This is a genomic window from Parviterribacter kavangonensis, assembly GCF_056863335.1.
The window spans coordinates 523580-538613 of sequence record NZ_JBXPJA010000002.1 but is presented as its reverse complement, the minus strand read 5'-3'; the positions used below and the strand labels follow the sequence as shown (position 1 = coordinate 538613).

The window sequence follows — 15034 nt, the reverse complement described above, 5'->3', positions numbered from 1 at the left end:
ACGGAGCGTCAGCCCGCGAAGCCGTGCTCGCAGTCGGAGAAGAAGATCTCCTCGGGGTCGACGCTGGCGCGGTCCTCGTCGGGCTTCGGCGTGCCGCGGATGCGATCGGGACCGGGCGTGCCGCGGCGGCCTCTCATGGGCGGCACCGACTGCACGCCCGCGTCTTGCACCGTTGCTCGGAGCGTTGGGCGTCGTTCCCGCCACTCGCGGCACGGGTATCCGGAAGAGCATGGGCGACCGACAGGAAGCGGACGTCGACGTCGTCTCGGTGAAGGAGACGCAGACCAAGTCGGGCCACACCCGCTTCGTGGTGCGCGACGCCGACGGCCGCGAGTTCACGACGTTCCGGCCGCCGATCGGCCGCGAGGCCGCGGCCTACGAGGGCAAGCGCGCGCACGTCACGTGGCACGAGGAGGACCGCAACGGCTTCCACAACGTCTACCTCGACGCGATCGGGCCGGCCGCCGCGGCCGCACCGGCCGGCGGCGCGAGCGCGGGCGACGGCGAGGACACCGACGAGGTCGCGTGGAACACCGCCGTCGAGGCGGCGCCGTGGCTGATCGGGACCCGCGAGCCCGAGGAGCCGGTGGAGCCGGAGGAGCTGTTCGAGCGGCTGGAGCCGTTCAAGCGGCTCGTCGCCGAGGACATCCGCAAGGACGCCGGCGACGACGAGCCGTCCGAGTAGACGGCCGCGCTACGTGAGCGGGTGCGGCTCGGTCCCGAGCACCGACGCCAGCCGGCGCTCGAGCGCGCCGGCGAGCGCCTCGCGGACGGCGCCCTCCTCGAAGCGCTCCACGAGCTCGGCCATGAAGCCCTCGACCACGAGCCGCTCGGCCGCCGCCTTCGAGAGGCCGCGGGAGCGCAGGTAGAAGACCTGCTCGGGGTCGATCTGGGCGATCGCCGCCGCGTGCGTGCAGCGGACGTCGTTGGCGAGGATCTCGAGGCCGGGGATCGCGTCGGCGTGCGCCTTCTTCGACAGCAGCAGATTGCGCGACTCCTGGAAGGCGTCGGTCTGCTGCGCGCCGGGGTCGACCTTGATCATCCCGCGCCACACCACGCTCGAGCGCCCGGTGAGGATCCCGCGGAACGCCAGGTCGGACACGCAGTTGGCGGCCGCGTGCTCCTGCGTCGTGTCGAAGTCGAGGTGCTGGCGGCCGCGCATCGCGTACGCCCCCGTGACCTTGCCGGTCGCGCCCTCGCCGTCGAGGATCGTGTTCTGGAAGACCTTGCCGTTCGCGCCGCCGAACCCGAGGACGACCCAGTCGAGCGTCCCGTCGCGCTCCACGCGGGCGCGCTGGCGGCCGAAGATCCACGACTTCTCGTCGAGGTCCTGGGCGGAGACGAAGCGCAGGTTCGCGTTCGGCCCGACGACCAGCTCGACCACGGTGGTGAACAGGCCGTCGGCGGACGACAGGTACTGCTCCCACACCTCGGCCTGCGCGCCCTCCTCCAGCACGATGAGCACGCGCCAGTTGAGCGCGCTGCCCTGCTGGGCCTGGATGGCGCTGAGCAGGACCGGCGCGTCGAGCGCCGTGTTGCGCGGGACGTAGACGAACGCGCCGCCCTCCCACTCCGCCGCGTTGCGGGCGACGAAGGGGTCATCCTCGACCGGCACGACCGTGCCGAGGTAGCGGTCGACGAGGTCGCCGTGCTGCTCGACGGCCTGCGACAGGCTCATCACGAGCGGGCCTTCGACGGTCGCGGCCTCGGCCTCGTCCCAGGTGGCGTCGACCTGCGTCAGCAGGACGGAGTCCTCGGGCGTGGCGAACACCGGCTCGGGAACGTCGATCTTGTCGCCCTCGTGCCGCGTGACGCGCGGGAAGGAGGCGAGGTCGAAGCCCTTCAGCTCGGTGAACTCCCAGCCCGCGACCCCCTTGTGCTGCGGCAGGGGGAGTGCGGTCCAATCAGCCAATGGAGCCCTCCATCTGCAGCTCGATCAGCCGGTTCATCTCGACCGCGTACTCCATCGGGAGCTCCTTGACGATCGGCTCGATGAACCCGTTGACGATGAGCTTGGAGGCCTCCTCCTCGTCGATGCCGTGGGCCTGGAGGTAGAAGAGCTGCTCCTCGCCGACCTTCGACACCGTCGCCTCGTGGCCGACGTCGACGTCGTCCTCGCCGATGCGGATCGTCGGGTACGTGTCCGACCGCGAGTCCTCGTCCAGCAGAAGCGCGTCGCAGACGACCTTGGACCGTGAGCCCGTCGCGCCCTTGGCGACCTCGAGCAGGCCGCGGTACGACGAGCGCCCGCCGTCCTTGGAGATCGACTTGGCGAAGATGTTCGACGTCGTGTTCGGGGCGGCGTGGACGATCTTGCCGCCCGCGTCCTGGTGCTGGCCCTTGCCGGCGAACGCGATCGAGAGGATCTCGCCGTGGGCGCGCTCGCCCATCAGGTAGACCGACGGGTACTTCATCGTGAGCTTCGAGCCCAGGTTGCAGTCGACCCACTCGACGGTCGCATCGCGCTCGGCGACCGCGCGCTTCGTGACGAGGTTGAAGACGTTCTGCGACCAGTTCTGCACGGTCGTGTAGCGGATGCGGGCGCCGGGCTTGGCGATCAGCTCCACCACCGCGGAGTGCAGCGAGTCCGACGAGTACGTCGGCGCGGTGCAGCCCTCCACGTAGTGCACGTACGAGCCCTCGTCGGCGATGATCAGCGTCCGCTCGAACTGGCCCATGTTCTCCGTGTTGATGCGGAAGTAGGCCTGCAGCGGCATCTCGACCGAGACGCCCGGCGGGACGTAGACGAACGACCCGCCCGACCAGACGGCGCTGTTCAGCGCGGCGAGCTTGTTGTCGTTCGGCGGGATGATCGACGCGAAGTGCTCGCGGACGAGGTCCTCGTGCTCGCGCAGGCCGGAGTCCATGTCGAGGAAGACGACGCCCTGCTTCTCGAGGTCCTCGCGGACCTGGTGGTAGACGACCTCGGACTCGTACTGGGCGCCGACGCCGGCGAGGAACTTGCGCTCGGCCTCCGGGATGCCCAGGCGGTCGAAGGTCTTCTTGACGTCCTCGGGGACGTCGTCCCACGAGCGCTCGGCCTTCTCGGACGCACGCACGAAGTAGTGGATGTCGTCGAAGTCGACCTGGCCGAGCATCGGCGAGCCCCACGTGGGCATCGGCCGGGCGAGGAAGTGGTCGAGCGACTTGAGCCGGAACTCCCGCATCCACTGCGGCTCGTTCTTGAACTCCGAGATCTTCTCGACGAGCTCCCGGGTCAGGCCCTTCGGCGCCTTGTACAGGTAGTTCTCGGCATCGTGGAAGCCGTAGCGCTCCGTGTAGTCGGCGTTGATGCCCAGGAGGGCCTGCTGCTCGGCGATGATCTCGGGTGTGGCCATGAAGTCTCTCGTTCTCCAATCCCGACGTCGGGAATAGGAATTGTATCGGGCGCTCCGGCCCGGGCTCAGTCGACGTCGACGCGGATGAAGCCGTCTTCCACGACCACGTCGAACGTGTCCACCGGCACGTAGGCCGGCAGGTTCAGGGGCTTGCCCGATCGCAGGTCGAACCAGGAGCCGTGGCGCGGGCACTCGACCGCGCAGCGGCTCACGTCGATCTCCCCGTCGGCGAGGTCGCCGTTGTCGTGCGAGCAGCGGTCCTCCATCGCGAGGACCTCGCCGTTGCAGTTGACGACCATGACCTCGAGGTCCTCCGCGTCGACACGGCGAACGGCACCCGGCGGAAGCTCGTCGAGCGGGCAGACGTCGATCAGCGGCACGCCGGACGAGACTACGACGGCGTGTCCCAGTCCACGGCGGCGCCGAGCGCGGCGCTCTTGAGGACCTTCAGGGACAGCAGCCCGCACTTCAGCCGCGTCGCGCTGAGCTCGATGCCGAGCAGGTCGAGGATGAACTCGCGGTCGAGCCTGAGCAGCTCCTCGACCTTCATGCCCTTGACCTCGTCGGAGGCGAGCGAGGCCGACGCCTGCGAGATCGCGCAGCCGTGGCCGCTGAAGCGCAGGTCGGCGACGCGGTTGTCCTCGTCGACGTCGATCGTGACCTTCAGCTCGTCCCCGCAGAGCGGGTTGTTGTCCTCGTAGACGAGGTCGGGGTCCTCGAGCTCGCCCCAGTTGTGGGGGCGCTTGTAGTGCTCGAGGATCTGCTCGCGATAGAGGTCGTCCATGGCTACGCGAAGATCCTCTCGACCTCGCCGAGCGCGTCGACCAGCCGGTCCACGTCGTCGCGCGTCGTGTGGACGGCGAACGAGGCGCGCGTCGTCGCGCCGACGCCGAGGCGCTTCATGAGCGGCTGGGCGCAGTGGTGGCCGGCGCGGACGCAGACGCCTTGGCGGCCGAGGATCTCGGCCACGTCGTGAGGGTGCGCGTACTCGAGAGCGAACGACACGACCGCGCCGCGCGACTCCGCGTCGGGCGGGCCGTAGATGGTGATGCCGGGCACGTCGGCGAGGCGGTCCAGCGCGTAGCCGACGACGTCGCGCTCGTGCGCGCGGACGGCGTCCATCCCAAGTCCCGTCAGGAAGTCGACCGCGGCGCCGAGCCCGACGCCCTCCACGATCGGCGACGTGCCGGCCTCGAACTTCGTCGGCACGCCCGCGAAGCGGATCTCCTCGAACGAGACCGAGCTGATCATGTGGCCGCCGCCGATGAAGGGCGGCATCGCCTCGAGCAGCTCGCGCCGCCCGTGCAGCACGCCGATGCCGGTCGGGCCGTACGCCTTGTGGCCGGTCCACGCGTAGAAGTCGGCGTCCAGCGTCCCGAGGTCGACCGCGACCTGCGGCGCGGCCTGCGCGCCGTCGACGAACAGCAGCGCGCCGGCGTCGTGCACGCGGCGGGCGATGTCCTCGATCGGGTTGATCGTGCCCAGCACGTTGGAGACGTGCGCGACGGCGACGAGCTTCGGGCCGCGCTCGAGCAGCTCGTCGAGCACCTCGAGGCGCAGCCGGCCCTCGTCGTCGATCGGGACGACGTCGAGGTGCGCGCCGCGCTCGGCGCAGATCATGTGCCACGGGACGATGACCGCGTGGTGCTCCATCTCGGTCACCACGACGCGGTCGCCCTCCTGCAGGTTGGCCCGCCCCCACGCCTGCGCGACGAGGTTGACCGCCTGGGTGGCGTTGCCCGTGAAGATCGTCTCGCTGGGGCGCGAGCCGACGAACTCGGCCGCCTTCTGCCGCCCGCCCTCGAACGCGTCGGTCGCCTCCACCGCGAGCGGGTAGACGCCGCGGTGCACCGACGCGTTGTGGTGCATGAGGAAGCCGGTCATCGCGTCGATGACCATCTGCGGCTTCTGCGACGTCGCCGCGCTGTCGAGGTAGACGAGCCCCTCCCGCTGCAGGACGGGGAAGTCCGTCGCCAGGCCGAGGGCGCTCATCGTCCGATCCCCCGCTAGGCGCCGGTGCCGACGGCCGCGCGGATGTTCGCGTAGCCCTCGCGCTCGAGCTGCTCGACCAGCTCCGGGCCGCCCTCGGTCGCGACGCGGCCGTCGAAGATGATCGACACGCGGTCGGGCTTCACGAGATGCAGGATCCGCTGGTAGTGCGTGATGATCAGGACGCCCATCCCGGTCTCCGCCTTCACGTTGTTCACCGCGTTTGCGACGACGTTCAGCGCGTCGATGTCGAGGCCGGAGTCGGTCTCGTCGAGGACGGCGATGCGCGGCTTCTGCAGGGCGAGCTGCAGCATCTCCAGGCGCTTCTTCTCGCCGCCCGAGAAGCCCTCGTTGAGGTAGCGGCTGGAGAACGCCTTCGGGACGTCCGTCAGCTCCATCGCGGCCTCGGTGACCTTGCGGAAGTCCTTGAGCGAGATCTCCGGCTCGCCGTTCGCCTCGCGGTGGGCGTTCTGGACCATGCGCAGGTACTTGGTGATCGTCACGCCCGGCACGGAGACCGGGTACTGGAACGCCATGAAGAGCCCGAGGCGGGCGCGCTCGTCCGGGTCGGCCTCCGTGATGTCCTCGCCGCCGAAGAGGATCTGTCCCTCGGTCACCTCGAGGTTGGGATGACCCATGACCACGTTGGCGAGCGTCGACTTGCCCGAGCCGTTGGGGCCCATGAGCGCGTGGATCTCGCCCTCGCGGACGACGAGGTCGACGCCCTTGAGGATCTGCTTGTCGCCGGCGGAGGCGTGGAGGTTCCGGATCTCGAGGTCAGGCATGCGTTCCGATCTGGATCAGCTGGGGTTCACGGTTGGAGAAGGCGACGAGCTCGGCGAGCGTCGTGCGCTGCAGCGCCTCGTTGACGCCGCCCTGCACGCGCATCCAGAGGAGCTTCGTCGCGCAGAGGTCGCCGTGGTCGTGGTGCGAGCAGAGGACCCCATGGCCCTCGCCGCTGTCGTCCACGAAGCACGACATCGGTGCGACGGCGCCCTCGAGGGCGAGGACCGCCTCGTCCATGCGGATCTCCTCCGCCGGACGGCTGAGGCGGTACCCGCCGTGGGCGCCGCGCGTCGACTCGACGAGGCCGGCCTTCTTCAGCAGCGCCACGATGCGCTCGAGGTACGCGAGCGGGAGGCCTTCCGCCTCCGCGATCGCCTTGAGCGAGACCGGCCGCTCGAGGCTCTGACGCCCCAGCTCGACCAGCAGCCGCACGCCGTACTCGGCCTTCGTCGTGAAGATCACGCCCTAAATCCTACCGCGCCGGTCGGAGTACCCCCGTGAACCAGCGGCCGGCGTGGATGACCCGGCCGCCGCCGAGCTCGCCGAGCAGCTCCTCGGGCGTGAGGAAGCGCTTGTAGACCGTGTGCTCCGACCCGTCGTTCAGCACCCGCCGCTGGTGCTCCTCCGGCTGGACGCCGGGGCGCAGCGCCGAGTCGACGACGACGATCTCGCGGGCGACGCGGCGTGCCTCCGCGAGGAACGGCGCTCGTTCCTGCTCGACGAGGTGGCCGTAGAAGTGGCTCGTGAACAGGCGGTCGAACGCGCCGTCTCCGAACGGCAGCGGGACCGCGTCGCCGACCACGACCTCGGCGTGCGGGAGGCGTTCGCGGGCGATCTCCGCCATCCGCGGGCTCTGGTCGAGCGCGACGACCTCGCCGGGCAGGTGCCGCGTCAGGAACGCGGTGCCGCACGCGACGTCGAGCGTCCGCGCCGGCGGCAGCGCGGAGATCGCGCCGATGAGCTGCTCGACCTCCTCGGCCCAGCCGGGCCGGTCGCGCGAGGCGAACTTGCCGGTGCCGAGCCACCAGTCGTCGTACTCGGCTGCGCGCCGGTCGTAGTAGGCGCGCATCCGGGGGTCGACGACCGTCACGCCTTCGGGATCTGGCACGCCTTCGGCAGCAGGACGAGCTTGCGCGGGTCGGGGATGACCTGCTCGCCGGGCGGCGGGTTGACCTTGCAGAACGCGTACGTCCCGTGGCCGAAGTCGAGCACCGCGCGGAACGGGATGCCGAGCACGCCGCGGGCGCCCTCCTGCATCCCCGCGCCGACGATGTCGCGCACCGCCGAGGTGCAGTCGAACGCGACGCGCGCCGCGGTGGCGTCGGTGCCGGGCGTCGGCTCGCACTTCGCGACGCGCGCGTCCGGGTCGAAGCGCTCGCGGGCATCGGCGCCGATCCGCTGCTCGACCGTGGCGAGCATGGCCGCGCGGTCGCCCTCCGCGGTGCCGATCCGGGCACGCTGCTCGCGCTCCTGCGCACGCCGGCGGGCGGCGGCGCGCTGCGCGAGCTCCTTGCGCTCCTTCGCGGCGCTGCGGTCCTTGGAGTCGTCGATCGCCGGCGCGACGAAGACCGCGACGAGCGCCGCGACGACGAGCAGGCCGCCGAACGCCGCGGCGACCTTCCCCCACGGGATGGGCGGGATCACGACGTCGCGCGGCGGCGTCCAGACGTGCAGCCACGCGCCGAGCACCTCGGCTGGGCTCGCCTTCGTCGGATCTCGTTCCTTCTCGCCCCTTCTCACACCCTCTCACCGCCAGTAGCCTTCAGCTGGTGAGAACGCTAGCGCTCATGCTCGGCGAGGTCCAGCCCGGTGATCGAGCGCCCGCACCCGAGCCGCTCGCGCTCGTCCAGGACTTCGTGAACACCGCGATCCGCGGCTGGGACGAGGACCTCCTCCGCGACGCCGCGCGGTTCGACGCGTGGCTGGGGGCGCGCGGCTTCGCGCCGCTGAAGGGAGACGAGGAGCGGGCGTGGCTCGCGGAGATCCGCGAGGCGCTGCACGCCGGGCTCTCGGCCGGCGAAGATGAGCGGGGGGCGACGGAGACGCTCGACGAGGCGGCGCGGCGGGCGGCGGAGACGCTGGATGAGGCGGCGCGGCGGGCGGGCCTTCTCCCCCGGTTCTTGCCGGCGCGGCTCGAGCCGGCCGGCGACGGCATCGAGCGGACGGTCGGGACGATCCTCGCGGCGGCGTGGACGGCGCAGGCGGACGGCACGTGGCGACGGCTGAAGACGTGCCCCGGCGACCACTGCGGCTGGGCGTTCTACGACCGGTCGGTCAACGCGTCGGCGACGTGGTGCTCGATGCGCGTCTGCGGCCAGCGCTCGAAGGCCAAGGCGTACTACCGCCGCCGCGCGGTGAGCAGCCCGAGCCGCATCGACCGCAGGCGGTAGGCGACCGGGATCCGCAGCAGCGAGAGGCCGAAGCGCCACTCGGGCGAGCGCAGCAACTCGGCCAGCAGCCGCCGGTCGCTCGCGAGCAGCGGCACCAGGCGCTGCAGCACGACCGTCCACGTTCGCCAGGCGCGCGAGGACAGGTCCTCCCAGCCGGTCACCTCGAGCCCGTTGGTTCGCAGCAGCGCGGCGTACTCCGACGCGCTGTGCATGCTCGGCAGGTGGCCCTCCTCGCAGATCGGCCGCAGCAGCGCGCGGACCTCGAACGGGCTCGGCCGCTCGCGGGTCATCCAGTCGACGATCGCCACATGCGCGCCCGGGCGGACGACGCGCGCGACCTCGGCGAACGCGCGCGGCTTGTCGACCATGTGGGACAGGCTCTCGATCGCGACGACCGCGTCGAAGGACGCGTCGGGCAGCCCGTTCTCCAGCCAGTCGCGCACCAGCAGCGTCACGCCCTCGGCCGGCGGAGCCGCCGCGGCCTGCGCGGCCGAGAGCGTCAGCCCCGTCACCACGGCTCCGCGCGACGCGGCGAGGACGCGCGACGTCGCGCCGTACCCGCAGCCGACGTCGCAGACGGCGTCGCCGGGGCCGATCCCGGCGGCGTCCGCCACGCGCTCGGTCAGCTGCCGCGCCGCCACCTCGGGCGGCTCGGCGCCGGTGAGCCACAGGCCGTGATGGACGTGCTCGCCCCAGACGCGCCGGTACGCCTCGTCGAGGACGTCGTAGTGGCCCGCGACGTTCGTGGCCGTGGGTCGGTGTCGTGCCTCGACGATGTGGGCATCGTAGGCGCATGCCAGTCGCGATCATCACCGGAGGGAACAGCGGCATCGGCCGGGCCGCGACCGTCGCGCTCGCCGACGCCGGCTTCGACATCGGCTTCACCTGGCACGACCGCGAGGAGCGCGCGCGCGACGCCGTGGCCGAGATCGAGCAGCGCGGCCGCCGCGCCGAGATGCGGCAGGTCGACCTGCACGACCTCGAGGCGGGCGAGCGCGCGCTGCACGAGCTCGCCGACGCGCTCGGCGGCCTCGACGTGCTCGTGAACAACGCCGGCTACGGCAGCGAGACGCCGTTCCACGAGATCCCGCTCGACGAGTGGCGCGGGATCATCGACGTCAACCTCACCGCGCCGTTCGTGCTGACCAAGGCCGCGGTCAAGCGCATGCTCGACAGCGGCACGAAGGGCCGCATCGTCAACGTCACGTCGGTCCACGAGCACATCCCGCTCGAGGGCAGCGGCCCGTACACCGCGTCCAAGCACGGCCTCGGCGGCTTCACGAAGGTCGCGGCGCTCGAGCTCGGGCCGCACGGGATCACCGTCAACGCGGTCGCCCCCGGCCAAACCGCGACGCGGATGACCGGTCAGGAGGACCAGGAGCCGCAGCCGAGCGAGGGCATCCCGCTGGGCCGCGCGGGCGACGCCCGCGAGATCGCCGCGGTCATCGCGTTCCTCGCCTCACCGGAGGCGAGCTACGTCACGGGCGAGTCGATCGTGGTCGACGGCGGCCTGCGGCACATCGCCGCATCGCACCAGTAGCTACTCGACGAGGCCGAGCTCGAGCGCCCGCGCCGCCAGCGCGGTGCGGCGCTGGGAGATCGGCAGCGTGTCGAGCCCGAAGAGCGTCGTCAGCGACCGCAGGTGGGCCTTGACGGCGTCGGTCGAGAGGAAGAGCTCCTCGGCGATCGCCTGGTTGCTCGCGGGCGTCGCGAACTGCGACTCCTTGTAGGGGCGGACCAGCGCCTCGAGCAGCTTGCGCTGCGTCGGCGTGAGCTTCGGCCCGGCGGCCTGCCGGTCGGCGCTCGCCTGCTTGCGCGAGCGCCGCTTGGCGCCGGGGACGCGCACGACGATGTCGGTCGAGCCGACGCGGATGACGTCGCCGTCCTTCAGGCGCCGGCGCGCGACGACGCGCTCGCCGTTGTGCCAGGTGCCGCTGCGCGAGAGGCCGTCGTCGACGAGCGTCCACTCGCCCTGCAGCCGCTCGAGCTCCGCGTGCACGCGCGACACCTCGGTGTCCCAGCCCAGCGCGACGTTGTTGCTCGGCCCGCGGCCGATCGTCACGCGGCTCAGCCCGCGATGGAGCGTGAGGAGCGCCTGGCGCCCGTTGCGGTTGCGGTAGATGAGGAACGGCTGGCCGATCTGCTCGGCGGCCGTCCGGGCCTCGAGCTCGGCAGGGGTGGCGGCGTCAGCCGCCAGGGGGGTCTCGTCGATCGCGGCCATGCCCTTCTCACTGTATGACGCGGGCGTCATCCACGCGGCAGCTCCCGTCGGAGATGATCAGCGGCGAGGAGAACGCACATGGACTTCCGGCTTCTCGGTCCGCTCGAGGTCGTCGGCGACGCCGGCGCCGTCCGCGTGGGCAGCCCGCGCCAGCGCGCGCTCCTGGCGTTGCTCCTGCTGGACGCGGGCCGGGTCGTGCCCGTTCCGCGGATCGTCGACGACCTGTGGGGCGAGGACGTGCCCGGCAGCGCGGCGAAGATGGTGCAGATCGCCGTCTCGCAGCTGCGCAAGGAGCTGCCCGAGGGAACGCTGTGCACGCGTCAGCCGGGCTACGTGCTCGACCTGTCGCGGCACTCGCTCGATCTGCACCGCTTCCGCGAGCTGGCCGAGCGGGGGCGCGCGGCGCTCGCCGATGGCCGGCCGGCGGAGGCCGACGAGCTGCTCGGCGCGGCGCTCGCGCTGTGGCGGGGGCCGGCGCTCGCGGAGTTCTCCGAGCCGTTCGCCACGGTCGAGCGGGAGCGGCTGGCCGAGCAGCAGCTCGCGTGCCTCGAGGACCGGATCGAGGCGCGGCTCGCCCTCGGCCGCGACCGCGAGCTCGTCGGGGAGCTCGAGGCGCTCGTCCGGCAGCACCCGCTACGCGAGCGCCCGCGCGCGCAGCTGATGCTCGCCCTGTACCGCGCCGGCCGCCAGGCCGACGCGCTCGCGGCCTACCGGGACGCCCAGCGGACGCTCGACGAGGAGCTCGGGCTGCATCCGAGCCCCGGGCTGCAGCGCCTCGAGCAGGCCATCCTGCGCCACGACGACACGCTCGGCCTCCGTCCGTCCGCGCCCCCGTCCTCCCCCGGGCTCGTCGGCCGCGCACGCGAGCTCGCGCGTCTCGCAGCCGTCCTGCCCAGCGGCCCGGAGCCGGCCGGCGGCGCCGTGCTCGTCAGCGGCCCGCCGGGCGTCGGCAAGACGCGGCTGGTCGAGGAGCTGTCCGCGCTGGCCGAGTGCTCGGGCGCGCGCGTGGCGCGCGGCCACTGCCAGGCCGGCCAGGGCGCGCCGCCGTACTGGCCGTGGCGCGAAGTGCTGCGCGATCTCGGCGGCCCGCCGGTGTTCGCGGAGGCCGAAGCGCCGGCCGCCGACCCGCGCGAGGCGCGCTTCCGGCTCTTCGACGCGATCACTGCGTTCGTCCTGGAGGCCGCGGAGCGCGACCCGCTGCTCGTCGTGCTCGACGACCTCCACGCCGCGGACGCCGACTCGCTCTCCCTGCTGGCGTTCCTGGGCCGGCGGCTGCGCGACGGCGGCCTCGTCGTCGTCGCGACCATGCGCGACGAGGCGCCGCACATCGCCCACCCGCTCACCGACGCGCTCGCGGCGCTGCGCAGGTCCGAGCTGGCAGCGCTCGACCTCGACGGCCTCGCGCCCGACGCGGTGGCGGAGCTCGTCGAGCGCAACGCCGGCCGCACGCCTCCACCGGAGCTCGTCGCCGAGCTTCACGCCGCCACCGACGGCAACGCGCTCTTCGTCTCGGAGGTGATCCGTCTCGCGGTCGGCCGGACCGCGGAGGACGAGAGCGCCGACGCGATGCTCGCCCGGTTCCGGACGGCGCTCCCGGCCGGCGTCCGGGCGGCGATCGCCACACGCCTGACCGCGGCGTCGCCGGCCTGCCGCGAGGTGGTCCTCGCCGCGGCGCTGCTGGGCACCGAGCTGACCGCGGCGCGCCTGCGCGCGGTCGCCGCGCTCGAGGACGACGACGCCGTGCTGGACGCGATCGAGGAGGCCGTCGGCGCCGCGCTGCTCGCGGAGCATCCGACGGCCGTCGGGCGCTACGAGCTCGCCCACGCGCTCGTCGGCGACGCGGCGCTGGGGCAGCTCTCGGCGACGCGGCGGGCGCGCCTGCACCTGGCGGCGGCCGATGCGCTGGAGCGCCACCACGGTGGCGAGGGCGTCCGCGCCGGCGAGGTCGCGCATCACCTCGTGGCGGCGGGCGGGCTCGCCGAGCCCGCGCGGATCGTCCGCGTCTGCCGGGCCGGGGCCGAGCAGGCGCTGCGGTCCGAGGCCTACCACGAGGCCGCCCGGCTGCTCGAGCAGGCGCTGGAGGCGAAGGACGTCACCGCGATGGACGACGAGGCGGCCGAACTGCTGACCGACCTCGCGCGGGCGCAGCTCGCGACGCTGGGGCTGCACGACAACGCCACGTTCCGCGAGGCGGTCGGGCGGATGCGCCGCGCGTTCGACCACTACGTGCACACGGGCGCGCGCAGCCGGGCACTGGAGGTCGCCGCGCTGCGCATCCCGCTCATCTACCGGACCACCGCGCTCGACGAGTACCGCGACCTGACGACCGCGGCGCTGGAGCTGGCGGAGCCCGGGACGCTCGAGCAGGGGCGCCTCCTGACGTCGCGGGGCTGGTTCGCCGGCGCGAACGAGGCGAACCACCCGGCCGCCGCCGAGAGCTTCGCCGCGGCCGTCGCGATCGCCCGCCGCCACGGCGACCGCGCGCTCGAGACGAGGTCGTTCATCGGCGCGGCGATGGTCGACTTCCAGCACACGCGGTGGGCCTCGTGCATCGAGGCGGCGAACGCGGCGCTCGAGCTCGCGCTGGAGGGACGCGATGCGCGCGCCGAGGTGCTCGCCCGGATCTGGGCGGCGCGCGCCGCGATGGTGCTCGGCGAGGCCGTCGCGGCGCGCGAGCACGTCACCGCGTCGATCGGGGTGGCCGAGCGCGTCGGCGAGCCGTTCTCGCTCAACGGCGCGTTCCTCAACGCGACGTGGCTCGCGAAGCTCGAGGGACGGTGGGACGACGCGCGGGCGGCCGCCGAGCGGTCGCTCGCCGTCGAGCCGCACGACACGCGCGTGCTCGCCTGCCTGGCGCTCGTCGAGCACGAGCGCGGGAACCGGGAGCGCGGCCGCGACCTCGCCCGCCGCATGACCGAGACGTGGGCGGCGACCGCGCGCGAGCCGCAGGCCGTCGCGCATAACATCGTGACCACGTTCGTCCCGCTTCTGCGTCGCGTGGACGCGGACGGCCCGCTCGAGGCGGCCGTCGCCCGCCGGGCCGCGGCGACGGCGTGGGCGGCGACGGCGCTGCACCCGCTGTCCCGCCTGATGGTCCACACGGGCCTCGGGCTGCTGGCCGTGGAGGACGGCGACGCCGAGGCGGCCGCGACGCACTACGACGTGCTCTGCGAGCAGGCCGGGAGGACGCTGCTCGTCGCGGCGGCGTCGGCCGACCGCGTGCTCGGCCTGCTCGCGGACACGATGGGCGACGCCGCAGGCGCGGAGCGGCACCTGCGTGCTGCAGTCGCCCACTGCGAGGCGGCCGGCTGGCACGGCGAGCGGGGCCGGGCGGCGAGCGACCTCGCGGCGTTCACGGCGCGCAGCCGCCCCTGAGACGACGAAGGGCCGCCCGGTCGGGCGGCCCTTCGCTGACAGCTGAACTCGGTGTGGCCTACGCGGCGTCGCGCAGGGCGGCGAGGTCCCCGTTCTGCGAGAGGCGGCGCAGCGCGCGCTCCTCGATCTGGCGGGTCCGCTCGGCGGAGACGCCGAGGACCTTGCCGGCCTGGCCGAGGGTGTGCATCTTGCCCTCGGGGTTGGCCCCGAAGCGGAGCTCGATGACCCGGCGCTCCTGCTCCGGCAGGTCGGCGACGGCCGTCTGCAGCGCGGCAGCGCGCCACTGATCGGCCACCTCCTCCTCGGGAGCGAGCTGGTCGGCCGCGAGCAGATCGCCGAACGCCGTGTCGCCGTCGTCACCGACCGTCTTGTCGAGGGAAGCCGGCGCCTGGTCGGCGGCCCGGATCTCCTCGACCTCCTCGACGGTGAGCTCGGCCACGCCCGCGATCTCCTCGTCCGTCGGCTCGTGACCGAGCTTCAGCGCGAGCTCGCGCTCGATGCGCGCGACCTTGCGCGCACGCTGCGACATGTGGACGGGGAGCCGGATCGTGCGGCTGGTGTTCTCGAGCCCGCGCTGGATCGCCTGGCGGATCCAGAGCGTGCCGTAGGTCGAGAAGCGGAAGCCCTTGCGCCAGTCGAACTTCTCGACGGCGCGGATCAGGCCGAGCATGCCCTCCTGCACGAGGTCGCCCAGCGGCAGACCCTGCCCCTGGTACTTCCTCGCGACGGAGACGACGAGACGCAGGTTCGAGTTGATCATCCGCTCCTTGGCCACCAGATCGCCGCGCTCGATGCGCTGCGCCAGCTCGATCTCCTCAGCGGGAGTGAGCAGGGGCCAACGCCGCGACTCGGCGAGCAGCTGGTGAAGCGGATCGATGGTGGTATCCACGGCCTCGGGCTGGTAGTGAGCCTCCTGGCGCGCGGCATCAAGGACG

17 protein-coding genes are annotated in these 15034 nt (G+C 72.8%); 4 read left to right on the top strand and 13 right to left on the bottom strand.

The annotated features are described in order from the left end of the window. Nucleotides 1–8: 8 nt before the first annotated feature. On the bottom strand, nt 9–137 hold the full coding sequence (locus AC1UE4_RS18390) for a hypothetical protein (RefSeq protein ID WP_482918759.1): 129 nt from the start codon (nt 135–137) through the stop codon (nt 9–11). 92 nt (nt 138–229) lie between these two features. Between AC1UE4_RS18390 and AC1UE4_RS18385 the strand changes: the two genes are divergently transcribed. Beyond that, nucleotides 230–685 (top strand): hypothetical protein, encoded by a 456-nt coding sequence (locus AC1UE4_RS18385; RefSeq protein WP_482918758.1) that lies wholly within the window; start codon nt 230–232, stop codon nt 683–685. Between the two features lie 9 nt (nt 686–694). Here AC1UE4_RS18385 and sufD read toward each other — a convergent pair whose 3' ends face one another. From sufD to AC1UE4_RS18340, 9 genes are all read right to left on the bottom strand, one after another. Further along, complete coding sequence (gene sufD, locus AC1UE4_RS18380) at nt 695–1912, bottom strand: Fe-S cluster assembly protein SufD (RefSeq protein ID WP_482918757.1); 1218 nt, start codon at nt 1910–1912, stop codon at nt 695–697. Next, nucleotides 1905–3338 carry a Fe-S cluster assembly protein SufB gene (sufB, locus tag AC1UE4_RS18375; RefSeq protein ID WP_482918756.1) on the bottom strand — a complete coding sequence of 478 codons (1434 nt, stop codon included), beginning with the start codon at nt 3336–3338 and terminating at the stop codon, nt 1905–1907. Before sufB ends, sufD begins: the two co-directional genes overlap by 8 nt. 65 nt (nt 3339–3403) lie before the next feature. Further along, nucleotides 3404–3718, bottom strand: coding sequence for a Rieske (2Fe-2S) protein (locus tag AC1UE4_RS18370; RefSeq protein ID WP_482918755.1), 315 nt, complete (start codon nt 3716–3718; stop codon nt 3404–3406). Between the two features lie 11 nt (nt 3719–3729). Next, nucleotides 3730–4122: a Fe-S cluster assembly sulfur transfer protein SufU gene (gene sufU, locus AC1UE4_RS18365; protein ID WP_482918754.1), complete on the bottom strand. Its 393-nt coding sequence runs from the start codon at nt 4120–4122 to the stop codon at nt 3730–3732. Between the two features lie 2 nt (nt 4123–4124). After that, on the bottom strand, nt 4125–5330 hold the full coding sequence (locus AC1UE4_RS18360; protein WP_482918753.1) for an aminotransferase class V-fold PLP-dependent enzyme: 1206 nt from the start codon (nt 5328–5330) through the stop codon (nt 4125–4127). A gap of 14 nt (nt 5331–5344) precedes the next feature. After that, nucleotides 5345–6112: a Fe-S cluster assembly ATPase SufC gene (sufC, locus tag AC1UE4_RS18355; protein WP_482918752.1), complete on the bottom strand. Its 768-nt coding sequence runs from the start codon at nt 6110–6112 to the stop codon at nt 5345–5347. Continuing rightward, nucleotides 6105–6575, bottom strand: coding sequence for an RrF2 family transcriptional regulator (locus AC1UE4_RS18350; RefSeq protein ID WP_482918751.1), 471 nt, complete (start codon nt 6573–6575; stop codon nt 6105–6107). Before AC1UE4_RS18350 ends, sufC begins: the two co-directional genes overlap by 8 nt. Before the next feature lie 10 nt (nt 6576–6585). Then, entirely contained in the window at nt 6586–7221 is a 636-nt protein-coding gene (locus AC1UE4_RS18345; RefSeq protein ID WP_482918750.1) for a class I SAM-dependent methyltransferase, read from the bottom strand. After that, the gene (locus AC1UE4_RS18340; protein ID WP_482918749.1) at nt 7200–7802 is read right to left on the bottom strand and encodes a hypothetical protein; all 603 of its coding nucleotides are present in this window, start codon (nt 7800–7802) and stop codon (nt 7200–7202) included. The genes AC1UE4_RS18345 and AC1UE4_RS18340 overlap by 22 nt, the downstream gene beginning before the upstream one ends. Nucleotides 7803–7882: 80 nt before the next feature. Here AC1UE4_RS18340 and AC1UE4_RS18335 point away from each other — a divergent pair, with 80 nt between their 5' ends. Continuing rightward, nucleotides 7883–8503, top strand: a complete 621-nt coding sequence (locus tag AC1UE4_RS18335) for a CGNR zinc finger domain-containing protein (protein WP_482918748.1) — start codon at nt 7883–7885, stop codon at nt 8501–8503. On the opposite strand, the gene AC1UE4_RS18330 is transcribed toward AC1UE4_RS18335, so the two are convergent. Further along, nucleotides 8452–9279 carry a methyltransferase domain-containing protein gene (locus tag AC1UE4_RS18330; RefSeq protein WP_482919049.1) on the bottom strand — a complete coding sequence of 276 codons (828 nt, stop codon included), beginning with the start codon at nt 9277–9279 and terminating at the stop codon, nt 8452–8454. The genes AC1UE4_RS18335 and AC1UE4_RS18330 overlap by 52 nt on opposite strands. A gap of 17 nt (nt 9280–9296) precedes the next feature. Between AC1UE4_RS18330 and AC1UE4_RS18325 the strand changes: the two genes are divergently transcribed. Then, on the top strand, nt 9297–10043 hold the full coding sequence (locus tag AC1UE4_RS18325; RefSeq protein ID WP_482918747.1) for an SDR family oxidoreductase: 747 nt from the start codon (nt 9297–9299) through the stop codon (nt 10041–10043). On the opposite strand, the gene AC1UE4_RS18320 is transcribed toward AC1UE4_RS18325, so the two are convergent. Beyond that, entirely contained in the window at nt 10044–10724 is a 681-nt protein-coding gene (locus AC1UE4_RS18320; protein ID WP_482918746.1) for an FHA domain-containing protein, read from the bottom strand. A gap of 78 nt (nt 10725–10802) precedes the next feature. Between AC1UE4_RS18320 and AC1UE4_RS18315 the strand changes: the two genes are divergently transcribed. Then, complete coding sequence (locus AC1UE4_RS18315; protein ID WP_482918745.1) at nt 10803–14099, top strand: ATP-binding protein; 3297 nt, start codon at nt 10803–10805, stop codon at nt 14097–14099. Between the two features lie 58 nt (nt 14100–14157). Here the strand turns inward: AC1UE4_RS18315 and AC1UE4_RS18310 are convergent, their stop codons facing one another. Next, complete coding sequence (locus tag AC1UE4_RS18310; protein ID WP_482918744.1) at nt 14158–14988, bottom strand: sigma-70 family RNA polymerase sigma factor; 831 nt, start codon at nt 14986–14988, stop codon at nt 14158–14160. Nucleotides 14989–15034 lie beyond the last annotated feature (46 nt).

Coding starts and splice junctions, on each gene's coding strand:
- AC1UE4_RS18315 (WP_482918745.1), top strand. CDS start 10,803: ATGGACTTCCGGCTTCTCGGTCCGCTCGAGGTCGTCGGCGACGCCGGC.
- sufC (WP_482918752.1), bottom strand. CDS start 6,112: ATGCCTGACCTCGAGATCCGGAACCTCCACGCCTCCGCCGGCGACAAG.
- sufU (WP_482918754.1), bottom strand. CDS start 4,122: ATGGACGACCTCTATCGCGAGCAGATCCTCGAGCACTACAAGCGCCCC.
- AC1UE4_RS18320 (WP_482918746.1), bottom strand. CDS start 10,724: ATGGCCGCGATCGACGAGACCCCCCTGGCGGCTGACGCCGCCACCCCT.
- AC1UE4_RS18325 (WP_482918747.1), top strand. CDS start 9,297: ATGCCAGTCGCGATCATCACCGGAGGGAACAGCGGCATCGGCCGGGCC.
- AC1UE4_RS18360 (WP_482918753.1), bottom strand. CDS start 5,330: ATGAGCGCCCTCGGCCTGGCGACGGACTTCCCCGTCCTGCAGCGGGAG.
- AC1UE4_RS18385 (WP_482918758.1), top strand. CDS start 230: ATGGGCGACCGACAGGAAGCGGACGTCGACGTCGTCTCGGTGAAGGAG.
- AC1UE4_RS18390 (WP_482918759.1), bottom strand. CDS start 137: ATGAGAGGCCGCCGCGGCACGCCCGGTCCCGATCGCATCCGCGGCACG.
- sufB (WP_482918756.1), bottom strand. CDS start 3,338: ATGGCCACACCCGAGATCATCGCCGAGCAGCAGGCCCTCCTGGGCATC.